Source organism: Cellulomonas oligotrophica (assembly GCF_013409875.1).
GTDB lineage: Bacteria > Actinomycetota > Actinomycetes > Actinomycetales > Cellulomonadaceae > Cellulomonas > Cellulomonas oligotrophica.
In genome coordinates this window covers 275841-301545 of the sequence record NZ_JACCBK010000001.1, presented here as the reverse complement: position 1 = coordinate 301545, position 25705 = coordinate 275841, and the positions used below count along the sequence as shown (strand labels likewise).

The 25705-nt window shown below is 75.4% G+C and carries 19 protein-coding genes; 4 read left to right on the top strand and 15 right to left on the bottom strand.

What is annotated here, in order from left to right:
* Window positions 1-6: 6 nt before the first annotated feature.
* The 6 genes from carB to pyrR are packed head-to-tail and all read right to left on the bottom strand — an operon-like array spanning window position 7 to window position 8065.
* Window positions 7-3342, bottom strand: coding sequence for a carbamoyl-phosphate synthase large subunit (gene carB / locus BKA21_RS01320; protein WP_140458977.1), 3336 nt, complete (start codon window positions 3340-3342; stop codon window positions 7-9).
* On the bottom strand, window positions 3342-4571 hold the full coding sequence (gene carA / locus BKA21_RS01315; RefSeq protein WP_140458978.1) for a glutamine-hydrolyzing carbamoyl-phosphate synthase small subunit: 1230 nt from the start codon (window positions 4569-4571) through the stop codon (window positions 3342-3344). Before carA ends, carB begins: the two co-directional genes overlap by 1 nt.
* A complete protein-coding gene (locus tag BKA21_RS01310; RefSeq protein WP_140458979.1) occupies window positions 4568-5134 on the bottom strand; it encodes a PH-like domain-containing protein in 567 nt (188 codons plus the stop codon). Before BKA21_RS01310 ends, carA begins: the two co-directional genes overlap by 4 nt.
* Window positions 5134-6462: a dihydroorotase gene (locus BKA21_RS01305; RefSeq protein ID WP_140458980.1), complete on the bottom strand. Its 1329-nt coding sequence runs from the start codon at window positions 6460-6462 to the stop codon at window positions 5134-5136. The genes BKA21_RS01310 and BKA21_RS01305 overlap by 1 nt, the downstream gene beginning before the upstream one ends.
* Window positions 6459-7484, bottom strand: coding sequence for an aspartate carbamoyltransferase catalytic subunit (locus BKA21_RS01300; RefSeq protein WP_140458981.1), 1026 nt, complete (start codon window positions 7482-7484; stop codon window positions 6459-6461). Before BKA21_RS01300 ends, BKA21_RS01305 begins: the two co-directional genes overlap by 4 nt.
* A complete protein-coding gene (gene pyrR / locus BKA21_RS01295) occupies window positions 7481-8065 on the bottom strand; it encodes a bifunctional pyr operon transcriptional regulator/uracil phosphoribosyltransferase PyrR (RefSeq protein WP_140458982.1) in 585 nt (194 codons plus the stop codon). The genes BKA21_RS01300 and pyrR overlap by 4 nt, the downstream gene beginning before the upstream one ends.
* A 251-nt stretch (window positions 8066-8316) precedes the next feature.
* Here pyrR and BKA21_RS01290 point away from each other — a divergent pair, with 251 nt between their 5' ends.
* The gene (locus BKA21_RS01290; protein WP_140458983.1) at window positions 8317-10617 is read left to right on the top strand and encodes a putative bifunctional diguanylate cyclase/phosphodiesterase; all 2301 of its coding nucleotides are present in this window, start codon (window positions 8317-8319) and stop codon (window positions 10615-10617) included.
* A gap of 156 nt (window positions 10618-10773) precedes the next feature.
* Here the strand turns inward: BKA21_RS01290 and nusB are convergent, their stop codons facing one another.
* The 8 genes from nusB to aroC form a co-directional block, all read right to left on the bottom strand.
* On the bottom strand, window positions 10774-11190 hold the full coding sequence (gene nusB, locus BKA21_RS01285; RefSeq protein ID WP_140458984.1) for a transcription antitermination factor NusB: 417 nt from the start codon (window positions 11188-11190) through the stop codon (window positions 10774-10776).
* Window position 11191: 1 nt separating this feature from the next.
* Window positions 11192-11755 (bottom strand): elongation factor P, encoded by a 564-nt coding sequence (gene efp / locus BKA21_RS01280; protein WP_140458985.1) that lies wholly within the window; start codon window positions 11753-11755, stop codon window positions 11192-11194.
* Between the two features lie 186 nt (window positions 11756-11941).
* The gene (locus tag BKA21_RS01275) at window positions 11942-12373 is read right to left on the bottom strand and encodes a hypothetical protein (protein ID WP_140458986.1); all 432 of its coding nucleotides are present in this window, start codon (window positions 12371-12373) and stop codon (window positions 11942-11944) included.
* A gap of 16 nt (window positions 12374-12389) precedes the next feature.
* The gene (locus BKA21_RS01270; protein ID WP_140458987.1) at window positions 12390-13040 is read right to left on the bottom strand and encodes a hypothetical protein; all 651 of its coding nucleotides are present in this window, start codon (window positions 13038-13040) and stop codon (window positions 12390-12392) included.
* A 56-nt stretch (window positions 13041-13096) separates the two neighbouring features.
* Window positions 13097-14236 (bottom strand): 3-dehydroquinate synthase, encoded by a 1140-nt coding sequence (gene aroB / locus BKA21_RS01265; RefSeq protein WP_140458988.1) that lies wholly within the window; start codon window positions 14234-14236, stop codon window positions 13097-13099.
* Complete coding sequence (locus BKA21_RS01260) at window positions 14233-14865, bottom strand: shikimate kinase (RefSeq protein ID WP_179625293.1); 633 nt, start codon at window positions 14863-14865, stop codon at window positions 14233-14235. The genes aroB and BKA21_RS01260 overlap by 4 nt, the downstream gene beginning before the upstream one ends.
* Window positions 14866-14970: 105 nt before the next feature.
* On the bottom strand, window positions 14971-16515 hold the full coding sequence (locus tag BKA21_RS01255; protein ID WP_203793422.1) for a peroxidase family protein: 1545 nt from the start codon (window positions 16513-16515) through the stop codon (window positions 14971-14973).
* A 152-nt stretch (window positions 16516-16667) separates the two neighbouring features.
* Window positions 16668-17858: a chorismate synthase gene (gene aroC, locus BKA21_RS01250; protein ID WP_140458990.1), complete on the bottom strand. Its 1191-nt coding sequence runs from the start codon at window positions 17856-17858 to the stop codon at window positions 16668-16670.
* A 139-nt stretch (window positions 17859-17997) separates the two neighbouring features.
* On the opposite strand from aroC, the gene BKA21_RS01245 reads away from it, so the two are divergent.
* The 3 genes from BKA21_RS01245 to BKA21_RS01235 all read left to right on the top strand — a co-directional run bounded on the left by BKA21_RS01245 (window position 17998) and on the right by BKA21_RS01235 (window position 24437).
* Window positions 17998-19431: an MFS transporter gene (locus tag BKA21_RS01245; protein ID WP_140458991.1), complete on the top strand. Its 1434-nt coding sequence runs from the start codon at window positions 17998-18000 to the stop codon at window positions 19429-19431.
* Window positions 19428-20429, top strand: a complete 1002-nt coding sequence (locus tag BKA21_RS01240) for a serine aminopeptidase domain-containing protein (RefSeq protein ID WP_140458992.1) — start codon at window positions 19428-19430, stop codon at window positions 20427-20429. Before BKA21_RS01245 ends, BKA21_RS01240 begins: the two co-directional genes overlap by 4 nt.
* A gap of 132 nt (window positions 20430-20561) precedes the next feature.
* Window positions 20562-24437, top strand: a complete 3876-nt coding sequence (locus tag BKA21_RS01235; protein WP_140458993.1) for a fibronectin type III domain-containing protein — start codon at window positions 20562-20564, stop codon at window positions 24435-24437.
* A 473-nt stretch (window positions 24438-24910) separates the two neighbouring features.
* Here BKA21_RS01235 and BKA21_RS01230 read toward each other — a convergent pair whose 3' ends face one another.
* Window positions 24911-25705: a hypothetical protein gene (locus BKA21_RS01230; RefSeq protein WP_140458994.1), complete on the bottom strand. Its 795-nt coding sequence runs from the start codon at window positions 25703-25705 to the stop codon at window positions 24911-24913.

Here is a 25705-nt window from a genome sequence, read left to right as displayed (position 1 = left end):
CCGCGCTCACGCGGACGCCGCCACGCGCGCCGCCCGCCGGGCGTCCGCCGCAGCCCCGTGCTCCTGCAGGCTCGTCACCCGGTACGGGCCGGCCTGGCGGGCCTCGATGGCCTGCACCGCCGCCCCGAGCTGCTGCACGGTCGTGACGATCGCCTTGTCCGCGGCCGTCGTCGCCGCCCGGATCTCGTACCCGTCGGCCCGGGCGCCCTGCCCGGACGGGGTGTTGACGACCATGTCGACCGCACCGTCGGTGATGAGGTCGACGATCGTCGGCTCCCCCGCCGTCCCGCGCCCGGCGGAGTGCTTGCGCACGACCCGCGAGGTGATGCCGCTGCGACGCAGCACCGCGGCGGTCCCCTCCGTCGCGAGGATCTCGAACCCGAGCTCGACCAGCCGCTTGACCGGGAAGACGATCGAGCGCTTGTCGCGGTCGGCGACGGAGATGAAGACCGTGCCGGACGTGGGCAGCCCCCCGAACGACGCGTCCTGGGACTTCGCGAACGCCGTCGGGAAGTCCACGTCGAAGCCCATGACCTCGCCCGTCGAGCGCATCTCCGGGCCGAGCACCGTGTCGACGACCACGCCCTCGCGGGTGCGGAACCGCTTGAACGGCAGCACCGCCTCCTTGACGGCGATCGGCGCGTCGAGGTCCAGCACCGACGCGTCCGTCGCCGGCAGCACGCCCTCGGCCCGCAGCTGGGCGATCGAGCGCCCCGCCATGACGAGCGCCGCCGCCTTGGCCAGCGACACCCCGGTCGCCTTGGAGACGAAGGGTGCCGTCCGCGAGGCGCGCGGGTTGGCCTCGAGCACGTAGAGCACGTCGGAGACCAGGGCGAACTGGATGTTCAGCAGCCCTCGCACGCCGACGCCGCGCGCGATCGCCTCGGTCGAGACGCGGATCCGCTCGAGCTCCGCGGTCGACAGCGTCACCGGCGGCAGCGCGCACGCCGAGTCCCCGGAGTGGATCCCGGCCTCCTCGATGTGCTCCATGACGCCGCCGAGGAACAGCTCGGTGCCGTCGAACAGCGCGTCGACGTCGATCTCGATCGCGTCGTCGAGGAACCGGTCGATGAGCAGCGGCGGCAGCGTGCCGGCACGCGGTCCGCCGACGGCCTCGACGAGCGCGCGCTGCACGTACTCCGTGAGCTGGGCCTCGTCGTAGACGATCTCCATGCCGCGCCCGCCGAGCACGTACGACGGACGCACCAGCACCGGGAACCCGATCCGTCGGGCGGTCTCACGGGCGCCCTCGAGGGTCGTCGCGGTGCCGAACGCCGGGGCGGGCAGCCCCGCGGCCTCGAGGACCTTGCCGAACTCGCCGCGGTCCTCCGCGGCGTCGATCGCCTCGGGCGACGTGCCGAGGATCGGCAGACCCGCGTCGGCCAGCCGCTGCGCGAGCGACAGGGGCGTCTGCCCGCCGAGCGTGACGATCAGCCCCTCGACCGGTCCGGCGCGCAGCTCGGCCTCGTACACCTCGAGGACGTCCTCGAAGGTCAGCGGCTCGAAGTACAGGCGGTCGGCCGTGTCGTAGTCGGTCGAGACGGTCTCGGGGTTGCAGTTGACCATGACGGTCTCGTACTCGCCCTTGAGCGCCAGCGCCGCGTGCACGCACGAGTAGTCGAACTCGATGCCCTGGCCGATCCGGTTGGGGCCCGAGCCGAGGATGAGGATCGCGGGGCGCTCGCGGGGGGCGACCTCGTCCTCCTCGTCGTAGGACGAGTAGTGGTACGGGGTGCTGGCCGCGAACTCGGCGGCGCACGTGTCGACCGTCTTGTAGACGGGGCGCACGCCCAGCGCCCACCGCGTACGGCGCACCGCGTCCTCGCTGGAGCGGCGAAGCGACGCGACCTGCACGTCGGACAGCCCGTGCCGCTTGGCGCGGTCGAGCACGTCGCGGGTCAGCGCGTCGGCCGCCGCGGTCTCGGCCGCGACCTCGTTGACGAGCTGCACCTGGTCGAGGAACCACGGGTCGATGCCCGTGCGGGCGTAGACCTCGTCGACGCCGACCCCCGCGCGCAGCACCTGCTGCACGTCGACGAGCCGGTGCTCGGTCGGCGTGGAGATCGACGCGACGAGCCGGTCGAGCTCCTCGCCCGTGGCCGGCTCGTCGTCCCAGTGGAACGTGCTGCCCGCCTTGTCGAGCGAGCGCATGGCCTTGCCCAGGGCCTCGGTGAAGCTGCGGCCCAGCGCCATGGCCTCGCCCACGGACTTCATGGTCGTCGTCAGGGTCGGGTCCGCGGCGGGGAACTTCTCGAACGCGAACCGGGGCACCTTGACCACGACGTAGTCGAGCGTCGGCTCGAACGACGCCGGCGTCGAGCCGGTGATGTCGTTCGGGATCTCGTCGAGGGTGTACCCGACGGCGAGCTTGGCCGCGATCTTCGCGATCGGGAAGCCCGTCGCCTTCGACGCCAGCGCCGACGAGCGCGACACGCGCGGGTTCATCTCGATGACGATGATCCGCCCGGTGTCGGGCTCGACGGCGAACTGGATGTTGCAGCCGCCGGTGTCGACGCCGACCTCGCGGATGACGGCGATCGCGATGTCGCGCATCCGCTGGTACTCGCGGTCCGTGAGCGTCAGCGCGGGCGCGACCGTGACGGAGTCGCCGGTGTGGACGCCGACGGGGTCGACGTTCTCGATCGAGCAGACCACCACGACGTTGTCGTGCTTGTCGCGCATGAGCTCGAGCTCGTACTCCTTCCAGCCGAGGATGGACTCCTCGAGGAGCACCTCGGTGGTCGGCGAGTAGTGCAGGCCCTGGCCGACGATGCGGCGCAGGTCCTCCTCGTCGTAGGCGATGCCCGAGCCCAGCCCGCCCATCGTGAACGACGGCCGCACGACGACGGGGTACCCGAGGTCCTCGACCGCGGCGAGCGCGTCGTCGACCGTGTGCACGATCGCCGACCGCGCCGACTCACCGCCGGCGACCTCGACGACCTCCTTGAACGCCTCGCGGTCCTCGCCCTTCTGGATCGAGGCGATGTTCGCGCCGATCAGCTCGACGTCGTACTCGGCGAGCACGCCGGCCTCGTCGAGCGCGATCGCCGCGTTGAGCGCGGTCTGCCCGCCGAGCGTGGGCAGGATCGCGTCCGGCCGCTCCTTGGCGATGATCGTGGTGAGCACCTCGGTGGTGATCGGCTCGACGTACGTGGCGTCGGCGAACTCCGGGTCCGTCATGATCGTGGCCGGGTTGGAGTTCACCAGGACGACCCGCAGGCCCTCCTGCTTGAGCACCCGGCACGCCTGCGTGCCGGAGTAGTCGAACTCGCACGCCTGGCCGATGACGATCGGCCCGGAGCCGATGACCAGGATGCTCTTGAGGTCGTCACGGCGGGGCATCAGGCGGCACCCTTCTCGTCAGTGGGCCCGGCGGCACCCGCGGGTGCGTCGTGCGAGCCGTCGCGGTGGGTGGTCATGAGGTCGAGGAACCGGTCGAACAGGTACGCCGCGTCGTGCGGGCCCGCGGCCGCCTCGGGGTGGTACTGCACGGAGAACGCGGGCAGGTCGAGCGCCTCGAGGCCCTCGACGACGTCGTCGTTGAGGCAGACGTGCGACACCCGCACGCGCCCGTACCGGCCGCCGTCGAAGGGCGCGACCGTGTCGGCGTCCCGGGGTGCGTCGACCGCGAACCCGTGGTTGTGCGCCGTGATCTCGACCTTGCCGGTCGTGCGGTCCATCACCGGCTGGTTCACGCCGCGGTGCCCGTAGCCCAGCTTGTAGGTGCCGAAGCCCAGGGCCCGGCCGAACAGCTGGTTGCCGTAGCAGATGCCGAAGAACGGCACCCGGCGGTCGAGCACGCCGCGCAGCAGGTCGATCTCGTGCGTGGCCGCCGACGGGTCGCCGGGGCCGTTGGAGAAGAAGACGCCGTCGGGCCCGACCGCCAGCACGTCGGCGATCGTCGACGTCGCGGGCAGCACGTGCACCTCGACGCCGCGCTCGGCCAGCCGCTGCGGCGTCATCGCCTTGATGCCCAGGTCGACGGCCGCCACGCGCGCCAGGGGCTGCTCGAGCGGCGTGCCGTCCGCACCCAGGGCGCGCACCACGTACGCGGTGTCGACGCTGACCTCGGCGGCCAGGTCCGCGCCCGCCATCGGCGGTGCCGAACGCACCTCGTCGAGCAGCTCGTCGACGGGCCGGCGGGTGCCGTCCTCGCCGTGCAGGGCGGCGCCCGAGAAGACGCCGGCGCGCATGACGCCGCGCTCGCGCAGGTGCCGGGTCAGCGCCCGGGTGTCCAGCCCGCTGATCCCGACCACGCCCTGCGCGACGAGCTCCTCGTCGAGCGTGCGGCGCGCGCGCCAGCTCGACGCGCGGCGCGCGGGCTCACGGACCACGTAGCCCGCGACCCAGATGCGCGTCGACTCGTCGTCCTCGTCGTTCACACCGGTGTTGCCGATGTGCGGGGCCGTCATCACGACGATCTGCCGGTGGTACGAGGGGTCCGTGAGGGTCTCCTGGTACCCGGTCATGCCGGTGTTGAAGACGATCTCCCCCAGCGTCCGACCGACGGCGCCGTAGGCCCGTCCGGTGAACGTGCGGCCGTCCTCGAGGACGAGGATCGCGTCGCTCATGACTGCTCCTCCTGCGCCGGGGCCGGCGCGGTGACGGTGTCGGTGTCGGGGTGGTCCGCGCCGGGCACGACCAGGGCGGCCGCCGCGGTGAGCAGCGTCCCCCGGTCGGCGTCGTGGCGCACGCGCAGCGCGGTGTCGAGCGCGGTGCCGGTGGTCGGGTCGGGCACCCAGGTGAGCACGACGAGTCCGTCGCGCCCGACGAACTTGCCGGCCTGGCCGCGCGCGGTGCCCACGGCCAGCAGCGCCGACGCGGGCACCCACAGGTCGACGGCACCCGTGCGGCGCACGAGCACGCCCGTGGGGTGCACGGCGACGTGGGCGGGGCTGCGGACGCCGAGGTCGTGCGCGACGACCCGGTCGAGCCAGTCGCCGGCGCGCGTGGAGGACACGTACACGGCCTCGGCGGGCCCGGTCGTCGGCGTGCCGGCGTCGGCGGGCACGGCAGGCAGCGTGGGCACGAGCGCGGCCGTGCGGCGCGCACGCCCCTGCCAGCCGTGCCACATGCCCCACAGGCCGAGCACCGCGAGCCCGACCAGCAGGGTGACGGACAGCCAGAGCGGCATCAGGCGTGCACCCCCTCGGCGGCGGCGCGCTCGACGGGGCGGCCGTCGAGCACGGTGGCCCGGCCCCGCAGGAACGTCGCGACGACCGCACCGGGCAGCTCGACGCCCCCGAACGGGCTGTTGACGCTCGCGGTGGCCTGCTCCTCGGGCACCACCACGCGGCGCGCGGCGGGGTCGACGAGCGTGAGGTTCGCCGGCTCGCCGACCGCGATCGGCCGACCCTGGTCCTCGACGCGCCCGATCCGGGCCGGTGTCGTGGACAGCACGCGCGCGACGTCCGCCCAGGTCATCCGCCCGGTGTCGACCATGGCGGCCTGCACGACCGACAGGACCGTCTCCAGCCCGGTCATGCCGAACGCGGCCGCGGCCCACTCGCAGTCCTTGTCCTCACGCGTGTGCGGGGCGTGGTCGGTGGCGACGATGTCGATCGTGCCGTCCTCGAGCCCGGCGCGGACGGCCTCGACGTCCGCGGCGGTGCGCAGCGGCGGGTTGACCTTGTACCGCGGGTCGTACCCGCGCACGAGCTCGTCGGTGAGCATGAGGTGGTGCGGCGTCGCCTCGGCGGTGACGTCGATGCCGCGGGCCTTGGCCCAGCGCACGATCTCGACGGACCCGGCCGTCGACAGGTGGCACACGTGCAGGCGGGAGCCCACGTGCTCGGCGAGCAGCACGTCGCGGGCGACGATCGCTTCCTCGGCGACCGCGGGCCAGCCCGTCAGGCCGAGCTCGGCCGAGACGACGCCCTCGTGCATCTGGGCGCCGTCGGTCAGCCGCGGCTCCTGGGCGTGCTGGGCCACGACCCCGTCGAACGCCTTGACGTACTCCAGGGCACGGCGCATGACGACCGGGTCGTGCACGCACTTCCCGTCGTCGGAGAACACCCGCACGCGGGCCGCGGAGCGGGCCATGGCGGCGAGCTCGGCGAGCCGCTCGCCCTCGAGGCCGACCGTGACGGCGCCGACGGGGTGCACGTCGACCCAGCCCGCGTCGCGACCGATCCGCCAGACCTGCTCCACGACGCCCGCGGTGTCCTGGGTGGGGGTGGTGTTCGCCATCGCGTGCACGGCGGTGAACCCGCCGAGCGCGGCGGCCCGGGTGCCGGACACGATGGTCTCGGCGTCCTCGCGGCCCGGCTCGCGCAGGTGGGTGTGCAGGTCGACCAGGCCGGGCAGCAGCACGTGCCCGGCGCCCTCGACGACGTGCGCGTCGGCGGCGCGGGGGTCGGTGGAGGCGGCGGCGCCGAGCGCGGCGACCGTGCCGTCGGCGAGCAGCACGTCGGTGGGCTCGCCGCCCAGGGGCGCGACGCCCCGCAGCAGGTAGGTGGTCATGCGTGCACCCTCGTCCCGTCCGTGCGCGCCGGCGTGGCGCGCGCCTCGTCGTTCGTCGTGCGGCCGTCGCCGGCCAGGAGCAGGTAGAGCACCGCCATGCGGACCGCCACGCCGTTCGCGACCTGCTCCACGATGACCGCGCGCGGGGAGTCGGCCGCGTCGGCGGAGATCTCCAGCCCGCGGTTCATCGGGCCCGGGTGCAGCACCACCGCGTGGTCGGGCAGCAGCCGCAGCCGTCGGGCGTCGAGCCCGTAGCCGCGCGTGTACTCGACGGCGCTGGGGAAGAACCCGCCGCCCGCGCTCGACATCCGCTCGCGCTGGACGCGCAGCATCATCACCGCGTCGGGCTGCTGGGCGAGCGTGGCGTCCAGGTCGTAGGACACCTGCGCCGGCCACGCGTGCACGCCCACGGGCACGAGCGTGGGCGGTGCCACCAGGGTGACGCGCGCACCGAGCGTGTGCAGCAGCTGGACGTTGGAGCGGGCGACCCGCGAGTGCAGCACGTCCCCGACGACCGCGACGTGCACGCCCGCCAGGTCCCGGCCCGTGACGTCGGACCGGCCGCCGTCGCCGACGAGGTGCCGGCGCAGCGTGTACGCGTCGAGCAGCGCCTGCGTGGGGTGCTGGTGCGTGCCGTCGCCGGCGTTGACGACCGCGCCGTGCGTCCAGCCGGCGTGCGCGAGGGTGTGCGGCGCGCCCGAGGCCTGGTGCCGCACCACGACGGCGTCGGCGCCCATGGCCTGCAGCGTCAGGGCGGTGTCCTTGAGGGACTCGCCCTTGGAGACGCTCGAGCCCTTGGCGGAGAAGTTGATGACGTCCGCCGACAGCCGCTTGGCGGCCGTCTCGAACGAGATGCGCGTGCGCGTGGAGTCCTCGAAGAAGAGGTTCACGACCGTGCGCCCCCGCAGCGTCGGCAGCTTCTTGATCTCCCGGGCCTGCGTCGCGGCCATCTGCGCCGAGGTGTCCAGCACGTGCACGGCCTCGTCGCGGCTGAGGTCCGCCGCCGAGAGCAGGTGCCTCATCGCGCACCCCCCGCGGCGATGACGACGGCGTCCTGGCCGTCGGTCTCGACGAGCTGCACCCCGACGCGCTCGCTCGCGGACGTCGGCAGGTTCTTGCCGACGTAGTCCGCGCGGATCGGCAGCTCGCGGTGCCCGCGGTCGACGAGGACCGCCAGCTGCACCGCGCGCGGGCGGCCGAGGTCGCTGATCGCGTCGAGGGCCGCGCGGATCGTGCGGCCGGAGAACAGCACGTCGTCGACGAGCACGACGACCTTGCCGTCGATGCCCCCCGCCGGCAGGTCCGTCGCGCCGATCGTGCGGGTGGGCTGGTGCGCGAGGTCGTCGCGGTGCATCGTCACGTCGAGGCTGCCGACGAGCCCGGCCACCGGGGTGCCGTCGGCCTGCGCGACCTTCTCAGCCAGGCGCCGCGCGAGCGGCAGGCCACGGGTCGGGATCCCCAGCAGGACGACGTCGTGCGCGCCCTTGTTGCGCTCGACGACCTCGTGGGCGATGCGGGTCAGGGCCCGGGCGATCTCCTGCGGGCCGAGGACGGTCGTGCCGTCCGTGCGCCCGTCCGCGGGCGCGGGTGTGCCACTGCTCATGCGTACGACTCCTTCCCCGCCTCACGGGACGGGTCTTAAAGGAAGGCCGGCCGGCGGGACGCCGGTCGCCTTCACCCTACCGTCGCCGTCGCGCCGCTCCCCCGTCCGCCACGGCGTGAGACGGCGCACGTCCCCGCCACCCGGACGGGTGACCCGCACGCCCGCAGGGCCGGGACGGACCCGGCGTACCGGGCGCCCGGTCACCCGGACGGCCCGTCACACCCGGGCGGCTCGCGGCCGATGGGGAGAGCATGCTCGGAGACGTCCCGCTGTGGACGACCGTCCTGCAGTTCCTCGCTGCGGGCCTGGTCGGCGGTTTCTGCGTCCTGCAGTGGGTCGGCTGGCGCGGGTCGCTGCGCGCCGAGGGCCGCCTGTGGCCGCTCGCGCTGTCGTCGGCCGTGGCCGTGCAGCTCCTCGTGGCCGGCGTCCACGGGCTCGTCGCGGGCGACCTCGCCCCCGAGATCCTCACCGGCGTGCACGCGCAGGTCTCCGGGGTCGTCGCCCTCCTGCTCATCCCCACCACGCGCGCCCTCGGCGGCGGCCCGTCGCCGCGCCCCTGGGTCGTCGCCGCTGGCACAGTGCTCGCCGTGCGCTCCGTGCTCTGGTGGGTCGACCTGCGCCTGGGCACGCAGGTCGTCGTCGGACGGCCCGTCGCCGTCGCCCTGCTGCTCGTCGTCGTGGCCGTCGTCCTCGCCTACGTCGTCGCCGCCCTCGGCCGGACCCGCCTGCAGGGCATCGGCTGGCTCGTGGCCACGCTCGGGGGCGTGTCCCTCGCCCTGCTCACGTGGTCGGTCGTGCACACCGGGACGCAGGACGCGCACGTGATCGCCGCGCTGTGGCCCCTGCCCTTCGTGCTCGCGCTCGAGACCGTCGCCCTCGTGCGGCTGCGCCGCTCCCAGCGCACCGCCCGGCGCCGCGGGGTCATGCGCGACGCCCTGGCCGACGTCACGAACACCGCCTGGTTCCGCCAGGACGCCGACCAGCTCCTCGAGCACGCCCGCGACGCCGCCCGCACCGTGCTCGGCGACCCGAGCGTCGAGGGCTCGTTGCGCCCGCTGCAGAACGGCCGCTTCGTGGCCGAGCTGTACGTCGACGACGCCACGCACCTGCTGCCGTTCGAGCGCGCGTTCCTCGTCGACCTCGCCCAGGTCGTCTCGACCGCCGCGGAGCGGTACGTGCTCGCCGACCGGCTCGCCCGCGCCGCCGTCACCGACCCGCTCACGCACCTGCCCAACCGGCGCGCCGTCGACGACCACCTCAAGGAGTCCCTGGAGCAGGCCGGTGTCGAGCGCACCCGCGTGGCCCTGCTGTACGTCGACGTCGACGGGTTCAAGGCCGTCAACGACCGGCTCGGCCACGCCGGCGGCGACGAGCTGCTGCGCCGGGTCGCCGACTGGCTGCGCACCTCGCAGGCCGACCCCGACACGTTCGTCGGGCGCCTGGCCGGCGACGAGTTCGCCGTCGTGGTGTGCCGGGCGCCGGGCGACGAGGAGCTCGCCGCCCGGGCCGCCGCGCTGTGCGCGGGGTTCGCCGAGCACGTCGGCGGCGCCGGCGGCCCCCGCCTGACCTGCGGGGTCGCCGCGTGGGAGCCCACGGCCGTGGCCGCGCCCGACGTGCTGCTGCGCGACGCGGACGCCGCGATGCTCGAGGCCAAGCGCACCCGCAGCGGCCACCGCGTCTACGACCGCGAGCTGCGCGAGCGCACCGAGCAGCAGCGCCGCCGCCGCGCCGCCCTCGAGCGCGCGGTCGCCGAGGACCGCATCACCGCCTACTACCAGCCCATCGTCGACGCCCGCACCCTCGAGGTCCTCAGCCTCGAGGCCCTCGCCCGGTGGGAGGAGGACGGCGACCTGGTGCTGCCCGGCGAGTGGATCGACATCGCCGAGGAGTCCGGCCTCATCGTGCCCATCGGGCGGCACATGCTGCGCCTGGCCCGCCGCGCCCTGGACCGCCACCAGATGCCCCTGGCCGTCAACCTCTCGGCCCGCGAGCTGCACGAGCCCGACGTCCTCGACCGGATCGACGAGGCCTGGTCCGGGGGGCCGTGGGAGCACCTGACCCTGGAGATCACGGAGTCGGTGATGCTGCGCACCTCGGCCGCGGTGCCGGTGCTGTCCGAGCTGCGGGCACGCGGCGCGCACATCGCGCTCGACGACTTCGGCACCGGCTACTCCTCGTTGGCACGCCTGGCCCGCCTGCCCGTCGACATCCTCAAGATCGACCGGTCGTTCGTGCGCGAGGTCCGCACGCCGCGCGGCGCCGGAGCGGTCCGCGCGATCGTGTCCCTCGCGGGGCACCACGGCCTGGAGGTCGTCGCCGAGGGCGTCGAGTCCGCCGCGGACCTCGAGGCGCTCGTGGACCTCGGCGTGCCGCGCGTGCAGGGCAACTTCGTGGGCCGGCCCGCCCCGGGCATCCCCGTGCGCGGCGCGCGACCCGTCCCCCGCCCGGTCGCCCGTCCCCGCCCGCTGCGACGACGCACCGGCACCGGCGACGTCGTCCCCCGGCCCCTGCGGGTCGTCGCCGACGACACGGTGGCCCCCGAGCTGCTCTGACCCGCCGGGCGCACGACGCCCGGCTCCCGACCGCGGCACCCGCCGCACCCCGCGCCGGACGGCGCCGCGCACGGGTCGGTGCGCGGCACGCACCCGACCGGCGCAGCACGAGGGGCGCACCGCCCGCAGGCGGTGCGCCCCTCGTCGCACGGGCCCTCAGGCCAGCAGCGTCGGCTTCAGCTCCACGATCCGTCCGAGCAGACCGTTGACGAACGACGGCGAGTCGTCGGTCGACAGCGCACGCGCCAGGTCCACGGCCTCGTCGACCGCGACGGCGTCGGGGACGTCGTCGTTGAACAGGACCTCCCACGTGCCGATCCGCAGCAGCGCACGGTCGACGGCGGGCATGCGCGCGATCGTCCAGCCGTGCGCGTGCGTGGCCAGGACCTCGTCGATGCGCTCGCGGTGGTCGAGCACGCCCTCGACGAGGTCGACGGCGTACTGCGGCAGCGCCGCCTCGGTGCCCGGCTCGACGATCCGTCGGGCGAGCAGCTCGGCCGGGTCGACACCGCGCTGGTCGGCCTCGAAGAGCACGTCGAGCGCGCGCTTGCGGGCCTTGCTCCGGGCTGCCACGTCAGTCGTTCACACGGCCCAGGTAGCTGCCGTCACGGGTGTCCACCTTGACCTTGGTGCCGGCCTCGAGGAACAGCGGCACCTGGATCTCGTAGCCCGTCTCGAGCGTGGCCGGCTTGGTGCCGCCCGTCGAGCGGTCGCCCTGCAGGCCGGGCTCGGTGTAGGTCAGCTCGAGCACGACCGACGGCGGGAGCTCGACGTACAGCGGGACGCCGTCGTTGGTGGCGACCAGCGCGCTCTGGTTCTCGAGCAGGAAGTTGGCGACGTCGCCGACCGTCGTCTCGGGCACGTTGAGCTGGTCGAACGTGTCCGTGTCCATGAACACGTAGTCCGTGCCGTCCTTGTACAGGTACTGCATGTCGCGCTTGTCGACGTTGGCCGTCTCGACCTTGATGCCGGCGTTGAACGTCTTGTCGACGACCTTGCCGGACAGGACGTTCTTGAGCTTGGTGCGCACGAAGGCGCCGCCCTTGCCGGGCTTGACGTGCTGGAACTCCACGACGGTCCACAGCTGGCCGTCGATGCGCAGCACGGTGCCGTTCTTCAGGTCGTTGGTGGTCGCCACGGGCGTCGTTCTCCAAGTCACGGATCGGGTGCGGTGGTCGGGCCTCGGCGCCGGCACGTCGTGCCGGGCGGGCGGGTGAACGGCCGCAGGCCGTCGACCATCCTAGCGCGGCGCACGGTGACGGCCCGTCGGGGGCCTCGCCCGCCGGCCGGGGCCGCGCACCCGGCCGGCGGCCGAGGAGCCGGGCTAGGTGAGCAGCGCGTGCCCGACGAGCCCGACGCCCGCCGACCACGCGAGGGACGCGAGCGTGCCGATGACGAAGCGCTCGGACGCCCCCGGGTTCTCCCGCAGCTCCGGGTAGCGCCCCAGGCCCTTGATCGCGACGACGACCGCGACGCCCTCGGGCTGCCCGGCCAGGAGCGCCCCGGTGACGAGGACCCGCTCCAGCAGGCCGATCCACGTGCCGCCGCGCAGGACGAGCTGCGCCCCCTCGCCCTCGGGCCCGTCGCTCTGCGCGAGGGGTTCGAGCAGCACCGGGCCGCGCGTGCGCGAGCGGCCCCGGCCGGCGTCGGTCGACCGGGACGCGAGGCGCAGCACGAGGAGCACGGCCAGCCATCCCCCGCCCGCGGACACGACGAGTGCTGCTGACCAGACGAGGACCTGCTGCGCCGGGTGCACGGCCCCGACCCTTCCGTCAGCCGCCCGCCTGCGTCAACAGGCGCGCCGCGAGGGGGTGCAGCGCGACCTCCTCGGCCCGCAGCGCGGCGCGCAGCCGCTGGCTGACGGCCTGCTGGCTGATCCCGAAGGCCTGCGCGAGGTCCTCCTGCGCGGGTGCGGCCGCGGCCGGGCGTGGCCGGGCGAGGGCGTCGGGCCCGCCGGTGCCCGTGCCGTCGGGAAGGCCGTCGAGCGCGTCGACGACGGCCCACCCGGCGGGGGTCCGTCGGGCGCGGACGGCGGCCAGCAGGGTCAGGAGGGCCTCGGCGTCGGCCGCGGCGCCCGGCTGCGCGCCGCGCACGGCGAGGCTGACGGGGCGGGCCCGGGACTTCGCGGCCTCGACGGCCTCGCGGGCGAGGACGAAGGCGGCCCCGGAGCCCTCCCGCGGCGACGCCGGCAGCGGCTCGTCGACGGGCCCGGCCCCGACACCCACCGACCAGCCCCCGGCGCGCAGCACGCCGAGCACGAGCCGGACGACGTCGTCGGGGTCGTCGAGGACGCCCTGGACCTCGTCGCCGACGGTGCGCTCGAACGCCCGCAGCGCGGGCACGTCACGCAGGCGGTCGAGCAGGGCGGGCACCTGGTCGGTGCCGCGCCGGCTGCCGCGCTGGTCGAGATCGACGACGAACATGCCACAAGTGCAGCACCTTGTTCAGCGGCGCACAAGCCCAGAGGCTTGATCGGCGGTCAGACGAACGTCGGCGCCGGCCCCGCGGCCACGCTGATCTCCGCGTAGGCCGCGGCGAGGAGCGTGGGGTCCGGACCCTCGAGCCGCGCGGGGCGGCCCAGGCCGTCGAGCACGACGAACCGCAGCAGGTCGCCCCGGGTCTTCTTGTCCCGCCGCATCGCGGTCAGCAGCTGCTCCCACCGGTCCCCGCGGTACGTCACGGGCAGCCCCAGGGCCGTCAGCACCGACCGGTGCCGGGCGACCACGTCGTCGTCGAGGCGCCCGGCCAGCCGCGCGAGCTCGGCGACGAACACCATGCCGACCGAGACCGCCGCGCCGTGCCGCCACCGGTATCGCTCGACCAGCTCGACCGCGTGCCCGAAGGTGTGCCCGTAGTTGAGGATCTCGCGCAGCCCGGCCTCGCGCAGGTCCTCCCCCACGACCCGGGCCTTGACGCGCACGGCGCGCTCGAGGAGCTCGGCCAGCACGGGCGAGCCCGCCGCGGCCGCCGGGTCCGTCAGCAGGTCGGTGTGCGCCTCGACCAGCTCGAGGATGCGGGGGTCGGCGATGAACCCGGCCTTGACGACCTCCGCGAGCCCGGCGACGAAGTCGTGCCGCTGCATCGACCCGAGCGCCGCGACGTCGCACAGCACACCCGCCGGCGGGTGGAACGCGCCGACGAGGTTCTTGCCCTCGGTCGTGTTGATGCCGGTCTTGCCGCCGACCGCCGCGTCGACCATGGCCAGCACGGTGGTGGGCACGTGCACCACGCGGATGCCGCGCAGCCAGGTGGCGGCCACGAACCCGGCCAGGTCCGTGGTCGCGCCCCCGCCCACCGACACGATCGCGTCGGACCGCGTGAAGTCCGCCTGCCCGAGGACGCCCCACAGGAAGGCCGCGACCTGTGCGGTCTTGGCCTCCTCGGCATCGGGGACCTGGGCGAGGAACGCCTCGTACCCCTCGGCGACGAGGTCCTCGCGGACGGTCTCCGCGGTCGTCGCGAGCGCCGCCGGGTGCACGACGAGGACGCGACGCACCCGCTCCCCGAGCATGCCCGGCAGGTGGCCGAGCAGGTGCCGGCCGATGACGACGTCGTACGGCTGCTCGCCGTCGACCCGGACCGTGACCGCGTCGTGCGACGTCGGGCCGGTGGTGCTCACGCGTCCTCCTCGAGGGGGTGCTGCTCGGCGGGCTGCTGCCCGGTGGGGTCCTGCTCGGTGGGCTGCTGCTCGGCGGGCGTGGCCACGCGCCGGTGCGCGAGGGCCTCCTCGATCGCCTCGGCGACCTCGTGCGGTCGACGCCCGTCGGTGCCGACCACGAGCGTGGACACCGCCTCGTAGACGGGGCGCCGGGCGTCCATGAGCTGCTGCCAGCGGGCCCGGGGGTTGCCGAGCAGCAGGGGCCGGGCCTGGTTGAGGCCGACGCGGGGCGCGGCGTGCGCGAGCGAGACCTCGAGGTAGACGACGACCCCGCCGGCGCGCACGTAGCGGGCCAGGGCGTCCTGCGTGCCGGCGTCGAGCACGGCTCCGCCGCCCAGCGCGAGGACCCCGTCGTGCCCGTCGAGGGCCGCGAGGACCGCCGTCCGCTCCAGGTCGCGGAAGGCGGGCTCGCCGTCCTCGACGAAGATGTCGGCCACCGACCGGCCCGCGAGCGCCTCGACGTCGGCGTCGGTGTCGCGGACCTGCAGCTGCCAGCGTTCGGCGAGGGCGGCGGCGACGGTGCTCTTGCCGGCGCCCGGCGGGCCGACCAGGACGATGCGGGGGCGCTGGGGCGTCGTCGGGCGGGGCACGGGGGGCAGCGTAACGCCGCGCTCGGCGCCCGCGGGCGGTGGGTCCACCCGCGGGCGCCGAGCGGTCGTGCGCCCGGCGGCGCCGGGCCGTGACGACGGGCCGCGTCAGGCCGGCGGCTCCGTGACGTCGGGCGGGGTGAGGTCGGTGACGCCGAGGCCGTGGCCGGTGAAGGCGATCAGGTCGGGCATCGTGAAGTCGCCCCCGGTGCCGAGGAAGGGACGCCAGGTGGGGTCGTTGCGCAGCCAGGAGGACGGGTCGGCGGCCATGAGGCCGAGGAAGACCTCGCCGACGATCCGGCCGCCGACCTGGCCGAGGTGCTCGCCGTCGGACTGGACCTGGGCCTCGCGCAGGACGTAGTACCACAGGGGTGCCGGGGCGCCGCCGAGGCCGAGCTCGTCGTCGGTGAGGACGCGCGCGCACATCATGGCGGCGACGGCCTGCCCGGACGGGAGCAGGAGCCGGGCCCCGCGGGTGAGGTTGCGCTGCGCGAGGCTGGGCATGTCGCGGGCGATCTCGGGCGGGAGCTGGGCCAACGGGTTGGCCAGCAGGGTGTCGATCTTGCGGGCGGACTGGCGCTGGTCGGCGCCGGCGCCGTCGACCTCGAAGAACCGGGCCCACTCGATCGTCCAGAACTGCGGCAGCGGGCGGAAGCCGCCGAAGTGCCCGAGGGGGTCGGCGTGCACGGAGGGTGCGGTGAAGGTCGGCAGCCCGGGAGGGGCTCCGTCGCGCGGTGCGCCGACCAGGGTGTTGAGGCGGTACCGGCCGCGGATCTGGGAGTGCCCGAACCGGTAGGCGGCGACGGAGAACTCCACCGGCATGTACGGGGAGTTCTTGGGCGTGTAGTGCCGCAGCGCCGGGTAGGGCACGCCGCCGCGCACGTCGAGCAGCTCGGCGAGCATGTCGGCGCCGATCGTGCGGCGCAGGAAGTCGTGCACGACGACCCACTGGTAGTGCCAGCGCACGATCCGCTGCGCCGTCTCGAAGGGCGTCTCCGAGCCGCGCGCGAGGTGCGGGTCGTCCAGGACGAGGTCCATGACGGTGTTGTGGAACTTGAGCATGGTCAGCTGCAGCTGGCTGACGAACGTGTTCTCGTCGTTGCGCGGGTCCCCGGTCAGGGCGACGCCCTGGGCGTTGCGCGGCAGGTCGTCGTCGCGGCCGTTGGTGCCGACCAGGAGCTTGGCCGCCCCGGCGACGAGGGAGTCCTGGTCGTACATGAACGGCTCGTCCGCCGGCCCGGACCCGTAGAGGCTGTCCAGGTCGAACCGCGGGGTGCGGAAGTTCGTCAGCGCGTCCGGGTCGTTCTCCCGGGTCAGGCTGGACACCGGGTCGAACGTGAGGTCATGGTCGACGAACTGCCCCAGGTAGGTGTAGCCCGACGGGATCGTCGTGCTGTTCAGCGCGGGGGCGCCCCCGGCCGGGCCCTCCTGCATGAGGTCGGCCACACGCTGGATCTCGGTGTCCGACGGCACGTAGGGCGGCAGCCGGAACATCCGGCCGAACCGCCCCTCGTGCAGCCGGGACAGCGGCAGGTACTGCAGGCCCCGGGTCTCGTACCCGTGCCCGCGCGCGGGCCGGCCCGCGTAGGTCAGCCCGTGCGACGCGGTGGTCACCGCCGCGAGCTGCTCGGTCGGACGGGGTGCGTTGTGCACCCCGCCACCGTCGTGCGCCTGCTTCGACATGACTCCCCCCGATCCTGACGGGTCGCTGCGGACGCAGCGGCTCCAGGAGCAAGGAGCGGGTAGCGGGCGCGCCGGATACATCGGACTGTGATCTGGATCACATCCAGATCACGGTCGACGGATCAGCGCAGGAGCTCGGGGACCGACGCGAGGTACGCGTCGAGGTTGCGCCGGACCTCGTCGACCGAGTCGCCGCCGGTCTTCTCCAGCAGCGTCTGCGCCACCACCAGCGCGACCATCGCCTCGGCGACCACCGCCGCCGGCGGCACCGCGCACACGTCGGACCGCTGGTGCTGGGCCTTGGCCGCCTCGCCCGTCGACGTGTCGACCGTGTCCAGCGCGCGCGGGACCGTCGAGATCGGCTTCATCGCCGCGCGCACGCGCACGACCTCGCCGTTCGACATGCCGCCCTCGACACCGCCCGCACGGTTCGTGCGGCGCACGATCCGCCCGTCGGCGTCGCGCTCGATCTCGTCGTGCGCCTGCGAGCCGCGCCGGGTGGCCGTGCGGAAGCCGTCGCCGACCTCGACGCCCTTGATCGCCTGGATGCCCATGAGCGCCGCGGCCAGGCGCGCGTCGAGCCGGCCGTCCGCCTGCACGTACGTCCCGACGCCCGACGGCAGCCCGTGCACCAGCACCTCGACGACGCCGCCGAGCGTGTCGCCGTCCTTGTGGCACGCGTCGATCTCGGCGACCATCGCCGCCGACGTCGGCCCGTGGAAGCACCGCACCGGGTCCGCGTCGAGCGCGGCGACGTCGTCGGGCGTCGGCACCGGGGCGTCGTCGGGCACCTGCACCGGCCCGATCCCCACCACGTGCGAGACCAGCCGCACCCCGGCGGCCTGCTCGAGGAACCGCGCCGCGACCGTGCCCAGCGCCACCCGCGTGGCGGTCTCGCGGGCGCTGGCCCGCTCCAGCACCGGGCGGGCGTCGTCGAAGCCGTACTTGCGCATGCCCACCAGGTCCGCGTGGCCCGGGCGCGGGCGCGTCAGCGGGGCGTTGCGCGCCCGGGTCAGGACCGCCGGGTCCTCCACCGGGTCGGCGGACATCACCTCGACCCACTTGGGCCACTCGGTGTTCGCGACCTCGATCGCGAGCGGGCCGCCCTGGGTCAGGCCGTGCCGCACGCCCGCGAGCAGACGCACCTCGTCCTGCTCGAACTTCATCCGTGCGCCCCGCCCGTACCCCAGGCGACGGCGCGCGAGCGCCTCCTGCACGTCCGCCGTGCGCACCTGCACACCGGCGGGCAGGCCGTCGAGGATGCCGACGAGCGCAGGACCGTGCGACTCGCCCGAGGTCAACCAACGCAGCATGGGCCGATCCTGCCACGTGCGCACCGGTGCCCTCCGCGCGCATCCGCGACGTGAACGGCGCCGTCCGCTCCCCCGCCCGTTCACCCCCCGGCCGCGCGGCCGCCGTGCCCCGGACACCGCCCGGCCCTAGGGTCCGGACGTGAGCGTCGACGCGAGCACCACCCGTCCGGGCAGCACGCCCGCCCCGCCCCGCCCCCGCGACGTCGCCGCGTGGGCCGCCTGGGACTGGGGCTCGGCCGCGTTCAACGCGGTCGTCACCACCTTCGTGTTCACCGTGTGGCTCACCTCCGAGTCCTTCGTCGCCCCCGGCGAGGACCCCGCGACGGCCGTCGCCCGCCACACCGCGTGGCTCGGCTGGGGCATGACCGCCGCCGGCGTCGTCGTGGCCGTGCTCGCCCCCGCGCTCGGCGCGCTCGCCGACACCGCCGCACGCCGCCGGCGCCAGCTCGCCGTCGCCTCGGCCGTGGTCGTCACGCTCACCGCAGCCATGGCGCTCGTGGACCCGGGCGCGGCCGACCCCGGTCGGCAGGTGCTGCTCGGGATCGGGCTGCTCGCGCTGGGGACCGTCGCGTTCGAGATCGCGTCCGTCGCCTACAACGCCCAGCTCCTGGAGGTGTCCACGCCCCGCACCGTCGGCCGGGTCTCCGGCCTCGGCTGGGGCGCGGGGTACCTCGGCGGGATCGTGCTGCTGCTCGCGGTCTACACCGGGCTCATCGCCCCCGAGGTCGGCTGGTTCGGCGTCACCTCCGAGAACGGCGCCGACATCCGGGCGACGGTGCTGCTGGCCGCGGCGTGGACGGCGGTGTTCTCCCTGCCGGCCCTGCTGCGCCGGCCGCCCGCACGCGTCGCGGCCGCGGACGGGCCCGCCGCCGCGCCGGCCCGACGCACGCTCGTCGACGCCTACCGCCAGGTCGGGCGCGACGTGCGCTCCCTGTGGCGCACCCGCCGCGCCACCGTCTGGTTCCTGGCCGCCAGCGCCGTCTACCGCGACGGCCTGGCCGGCGTCTTCACCTTCGGCGCCGTGCTCGCCGCCGGCACCTTCGGCTTCGACGCCGCCCAGGTGCTCGTGTTCGCCGTCGCCGCCAACGTCGTGGCCGGCGTCAGCACGCTCGTCGCCGGCTGGTTCGACGACCGGGTCGGCCCGCGCCGGGTCGTCCTCGTCTCGCTCGTCCTGCTCGTCGCGGCCGGGACGGCCCTGCTCGTGCTGCACGACCGCGGCCAGACCGCCTTCTGGGTCTGCGGGCTGCTGCTCACCGCCGGCGTCGGCCCGGCCCAGTCCTCGTCACGCACCCTGCTGGCCCGACTGGCACCGCCCGCCCGCGAGGCCGAGCTGTTCGGCCTCTACGCCACCAGCGGACGCGCCGCCAGCTTCCTCGCCCCCGCCGCGTTCTCCGTCGCCGTGACCCTCGGCGGCGCGCAGCACTGGGGCGTCCTGGGCATCGTCGCCGTGCTCGCCACCGGTCTGGGTCTGCTGCTCGCCGTGCGCCTGCCCGCGAGCGCCGCCGGTGGTGCCGCGGCCCGGGGTCCCGTGCCCGCACGACCCGTCACCGCTGAGGGGACCACGCAGCCGTGACGGGGTGGGAGCCGGACGTGCTGCCGGGGTTCGTGCGGCGCACCCTGCCCGCACCGCCGGCGCCGCCCGCGCCGACGCACCGGGCGGTGCCCACCGCACCGGACCCGGTCGTCACGCTGGTGCGCCCGGCGACGGGTCCCGACCGCGTGCACGGGACGCTGGTGCACCTGCACGGCTACAACGACTACTTCTTCCAGGTGCACCTCGCCGACGCCGCACGCCGGGCCGGGTGGGACCTGCTCGCGGTCGACGCACGCCGCGCCGGGCGGTCGCTGCGCCCGGGTGACGTGCCGCACCTGCAGCACGACCTGCGCGAGCAGGCCTCCGACCTGGCGCTCGCCGTCGCCCACGCCCGCGCCGACCGTCCCGGGCTGCCGGTCGTGGTGCACGCGCACTCGACCGGTGGCCTGGTCGCGGCCCTGTGGGCGCACGCCGCCCGCGCGGGCGGCGGTCCGGACGCGCTCGTGCTGGACAGTCCGTGGCTGGACGGCGGGACGCCGCTGCCGCGGCCGCTGGGCGACGCGCTCGTGGCGCGGCTGGGGCGGGTGCGTCCGGAGCTGGTGCTCGCGCAGGGGCCGTCGCACTACGCGGCGGCGCAGCACGTGGACGCGGGCGGGCGGTGGGAGTTCGACACCACGCTCAAGCGCCCCGAGGGGGTGCCGGTGCGGGCCGCGTGGCTGCGGGCCGTCCTCGCCGGGCAGCGTCGTGTGGCCGTGGGCCTGCAGATCGCGTGCGACGTGCACGTGCTGCACTCCGCGCGCTCGGGGCCGGACCGGCCCGGCCACCCGGACCTGGACCGCACCGACACGGTCCTCGACGTGCGGGCCATCGCCCGGCGGGCCCCCGGGCTGGGCGAGCGCGTGCACGTCCACGCGGTCGAGGGCGGGGTGCACGACCTGCTGCTGTCGGCCCCCGGCCCGCGTGAGGAGTACCTGGCGCACGTCGTCGGGGTGCTGGACCGGGTGGCCGTGCGAGCCGCGGCCGTCACCCCCGGCTGAACGCCTGCGCCCCTGCGCGCGTGCCGCCGACCGGGTGACCGTGGCAAGCGTCGGGCCGGTTCGTCTCACCTCGCGCGGATCACGTGCCGATGACCGAGCCGGACCGGTCTCGTCATCACCCTGGAGGCACCCGTGCGGCTGCGTCGCACCCTCGCCCTGCTCACCGCGTCGTTCGTGTCGACGGCGCTCGTCGTGGGCGGCGCGGCACCCGCGCTCGCCGATCTCGCCCCGCCGGGGGTCGGCGCCGTGGAGGACGTCGACGGCGCGCCGCTGCTGACCTGGCCGTCGGTGGACGGCGCGGGGGGTTACGCCGTGCAGGTCGCCGTCGACATGTCGGACGCCGCGTCGAGCCTCGTCGCGCAGGGCACGACGGCGGTCCCGGCGTGGGTGCCGACGACGGCCACGGCGACGGCGGACGGTGCGGCGCTGTACTGGCGCGTCGCCGCCCAGTCGGGGCCGACCGGGACGACGGGCCGCGGCGCGTGGTCGGACTGGCAGACGCTCGAGCGCCCCGCGCTCGCGACGCCGGTGCCGGTCGCGCCAGCCGACGGCGCCGAGGTCCGGTACCCCGAGCCGGCGACGTTCCGGTGGGAGCCCGTGCCCGGTGCGGTGTCCTACACGCTGGAGCACTCCTCGGACGACACGTTCCCCGCCGGGAGCGTGACCACGAGCACGACCACGACGGCGACGGCGTTCACGCCGTCGGCGCCCCTCGCGCGGGAGGCCGGCGGTGCGCCCATCACGTGGTCGTGGCGCGTCCGCGCGAACTTCGCGCCCGCGTCCGGCACCACGCCCCGCCCCGGGCCGTGGGGCGTGGCCCGCTCCTTCCAGGTGACGTGGTCCGCCGAGCGGTCGGCGCCGACGCCGCTGCGTCCCCTCGGCGGGCGCCTGCACTCCGACCTGCTGTTCGAGTGGTCCCCGGTCGACGGCGCGTCCGCGTACCGCCTGGTCGTCGGCAAGTCCGCCCCCGGCGGCGTGGTCGTCGCCGACGTCGTCGACGTGACCACGAGCGCCACGGCGTACGTGCCGACCGGCACGCTGCCCGACACCGGGTACTACTGGCAGGTCACCGCGCTCGACATCGCCGACGTGCCGGGTGCGCCGTCGGAGGTCGTCGCGTTCACCAAGCAGTGGAACGCGACGAGCGAGGCGTCCGCGACCGGCGTCGCGAAGGCCTACCCGGTCCCGCTGACGGGCAGCGCCGACATCGGGGCCCCCGAGGAGGTCAGCCTGTCCGACCTCGAGCTGGCGTGGGAGCCCGTCGCCCGGGCGACGCTCTACGCCGTCGAGCTGTACGCGCTCGACGGGGCTCCGGTGCTGACCTGCCGCACGGCGAGCACCTCGGTGACCGTGGTCGGCCGGGTCGGCAGCGGCCGCACGGACCCCGACCGGCTCAAGGCGTCCTCCACGTGCCTGTGGGCGTCGTCGGCCGACCGCCGCGTCCGCGCGGGCGTCGACTACCGGTGGCGCGTGCAGGCCGTCGACTACGCGGGCGACCAGACCACCGCGCTGAACGCGGCGAACCCCGTCGGCACGCTCGTGTCGCAGTGGTCCGACGACGTCGTCGGGCCGCGCTACCTGCGCGTGACCGCGCCCCGGACCTCGACGGCCACGTCCGTGGACGTCGACGTCGCCGCGTGGGAGGGCGAGTGGTCCACCCAGGAGACCGCCCCGCCGGCGCCCGTGATGGCGTGGGAGCCGATGGAAGGCGTCAACGCGTACGAGGTCGAGGTCTACACCGACGTCAGCATGACCACGCACGTCGCGACGCTGTACACGCCGTCGACGCGGGTCCGGCCGACGGGGGTGTTCGGCGACACGACGTCCGACGCCTACTACTGGCGCGTGCGCGGCATCGTGTTCGACGACGGCTGGTCGACGTACACCTTCCCGGAGCCCCAGCCCTGGTCCCCTGTGGCGACGTGGCGCAAGACGTCGACGCCGGTCGACTTCGACGTCGCGACGCCGGTGCGGACCACCGCCGACGGCACCGTGGTGCTGTCGTGGCGGCCGCAGTCGGCGTCCGCGCCGCTGGACGGCGGGTCCCGCGGCTACCAGGTCACGGTCGTCAGCAGCAGCGGGACGACCGTCGGCACCCAGAAGGTCGAGCACCCGTTCTTCGTCGCGCACGTCCCCGCGGCGTCGCCGACGTCCCGCAAGCCGCTCGGCCCGGGGTCCTACACCGCCACCGTGGCCGCGCTGGACGCCAACGGCAACCCCGGCACGCGGTCGGCCCCGCTGGCCTTCACCGTCGCGACGCCCGCGCCCGACGGCCTGACCGCCGCCCCGGCGTCCGGGTCGGTGCGGCTGTCCTGGGACGCCGGGGCCGCCGCCGCCCGGTACGTCGTGCGGTACTGGAGCACCGCGACGCCCGGCACCGTGAAGGTCGTCCCGGGCACCGGGACGTTGCGCGAGCGGGCCGTCGTCGTGCCCGACCTGGCCCCCGGCACCTACGCGTGGCAGGTCGAGTCCCTCGACACGAACGCGAACCGCTCCGCCACGCAGAGCCCCGCACCGACCTTCACCGTGGCGGCGGCGGTGCCCGCCCTGACCACCGCGACGGGCGCGGTGCTCGCCGGCGCCAGCGCCCCGCTGCGGTGGGAGGCCGTCCCGGGGGCGTCGCGGTACGCCGTCCGGGTCGCGACGACGTCGGCCGGCCTGACCGCGACGTCGGCGGCGACCGAGACCGTCGCCACCGCGTACGTCCCCACCGGTGCCCTCGTCTACGGGCAGACGTACTCCTGGCAGGTGGTCGCCTACGGCGAGCTCGCCTCCGGCTCGACGCGCCTGACCCTCGGCACCAGCCCCGTGCGCACCTTCACGGTCACGACGGCCCCGTCGGGCGCCACGCTGACCAGCGCGAAGGCCACGGGGACGTCGGTCGCGCTGACGTGGCCGGACCTGTCCGCGACCCCGTCGAAGCGCGGCTCGTCGGAGGCGCCCCGCTACACCGTGCAGTACGGCGTCGCGGGCACCACGGGCCAGGTCGACGAGTGGGGACCCGCCGTCGAGGTCAGCCCCGGCGTCCTGTCGACGACCGTCGCCGGGCTCGAGCACTCGACGACCTACGGGTTCCGGGTGCGGGCGTGGAACTCCGTCGGGACGAGCGCCTGGTCGCCCGTCAAGACGGCCGCGACCGCGACCGTCCCCGGCGTCGTGCGCTCCCTGCGGGCCACGCAGGGTGCGTCCTCCTTGGCGATGTCCTGGTCGGCCCCGTCGAGCGACGGCGGCTCCGCCGTCACGTCGTACGCCGTGCGCTGGCGCGTCGGCGACGAGGACTGGTCGGCCCGGACGGTCACCACCACGACGACGACGCTGACGGGCCTGACGCCGCTGGCGACCTACGAGGTGCAGGTCCAGGCGGTGAACGCCATCGGCACCGGCCCGGCCGCGTCGGTCACCAGCTCGGTCGTCGCCACGCCCGCCGCCCCGACGTCGGTCACCGCCGCCCGCGGCGACCGGTCGGCCAAGGTCACGTGGGCGGGCGTGCCGGCCAGCAAGAACGGCGGCAGCGCCGTCACCGGCTACGTGGTCCAGACCCGCGCGTACTCCGCGACGAAGAAGACCTGGTCCACGTGGGCCACGAAGGCGACCCTCACGGCGTCGGCCCGGTCCGCCACCGTGACGGGCATGACCAACGGCACGCTCTACGAGGTGCGCGTGGCGGCCAAGAACGCGATCGGCACCGGCACCACCAGCACCGCGGTCCGGGTCACGCCCGCCACGAAGCCGGCCGCGCCGAAGTCCGTGCGGGCCGCGAGCACCACGGGGAAGACGACCGTGACCTGGGCCCGGCCGACGACGAACGGCGCGACGATCACCGGCTACGTCGTGCAGTACTCCTCGAACCGCACGACGTGGCGCACGATGACCAAGCGCACCGCGTCGAGCACCTCGGCGACGTGGACGGGCGGCACCAAGGGCCGCACGTACTACTTCCGCGTGTACGCCACCAGCACCCTGGGCAACAGCCCCGTCAGCTCGACGGTCTCCGCCGTGCGGCGCTGACCCGCACGTCCGGCCCCGAGGGCCCGGGCAGGACGACCTGGTCGTCCCGCCCGGGCCCTTCTGCGTGCCCCCGGCGACGTCCGCCGCGTCCGGTGCGTGCCGTCACCGAGGTGCGCCGGCGAGGGCACGGAGCGGGCGGGCACCGTCCCGCCGGGCACCGCGGGTGCGGAGCCCCGCCCGTGCGAGGGCCGGGATCCGGCGGGGCTCCGTCCGACCGCGCCCGACGCGACGCGGGTGACGCGGCGCGCACGGACGGTGCGCCGCCCGTGCGCCGCCGTGCCCGGCCCCGACCGCACGCCCTCCTCGACCCGGACCCGCCCCGGGGCACCATGGACGGCGACCCCGTCCGTCGGGCTCGCCGGGCTCCCACGGCACGCCGGGCCCCGGGGCACGGGCGCCGGGGCACGACGACGCCGGGGGCGGGCCGCTGCTGCGGCCCGCCCCCGGCGGTCGTGCTGGTGCTGCGCGGGCGCTCAGCCCACGGGCACGATCGGGTTCTTGCCGTCGACCGCACCGGGCAGCGCCGGCTCCTCGGTCTCCTCGTCCGTCGGCGTCGCGGCGCCGTCCTCCGGCAGCACGTACAGGTACCCGGAGATCGTCGCCTCCAGGTCGCCGACCGAGGTGGCGGGCTTGCCGCCCGACGCCTCGGCGTCGTCCTGGCCGGTCCCCGTGAACGACGTGACGAGCAGCAGCCGGTCGGTGCCGTGCTGCAGCGTGTCGATGAAGGCCACGACCTGGGCGTACGGGCCGACGACCGTGAGCTGCACGGGGACGTCCACCATGCCGGCGGGCACCCCGGTGTCGACGGCCACGGGTGCGGCGCCGGCCGTCGCGGCGGCGTCCGTGGAGCCCTCCTCCGTGGCGGCCTCGGCGGCGGCCGCCGCAGCGGCGGCCTGGGCGGCCTGGGCCGCGTAGGGCAGGAACTCCTCGGGCGTGCCCGGCACCACGCTGGTGACGGTCAGCCCCCGGGCCTCGGCCGCCTGCTGCACGTCGCGCAGGTAGTCCGCGACGTCGGCGGTCGCCGGCACCGAGACCCGCAGGTCCTCGAGCTCGGCACGGTAGGTGTCGATCTCCTCGAACTGCGCGCTGAGCACCGCGATGCGGTCCCGCATGACGTCGTTCGTGGCGCGCACGCCCTCGGCCTGCTCACGCGTCTGGGCGGCCGCGGTCAGCACCGGCCCGATCAGGAGGAACCATGCGGCGGTCACGACCAGCAGCGCGACGACGACCGCACCGCCGATCCACGTGGACGACTTCGAGCGTCCCAT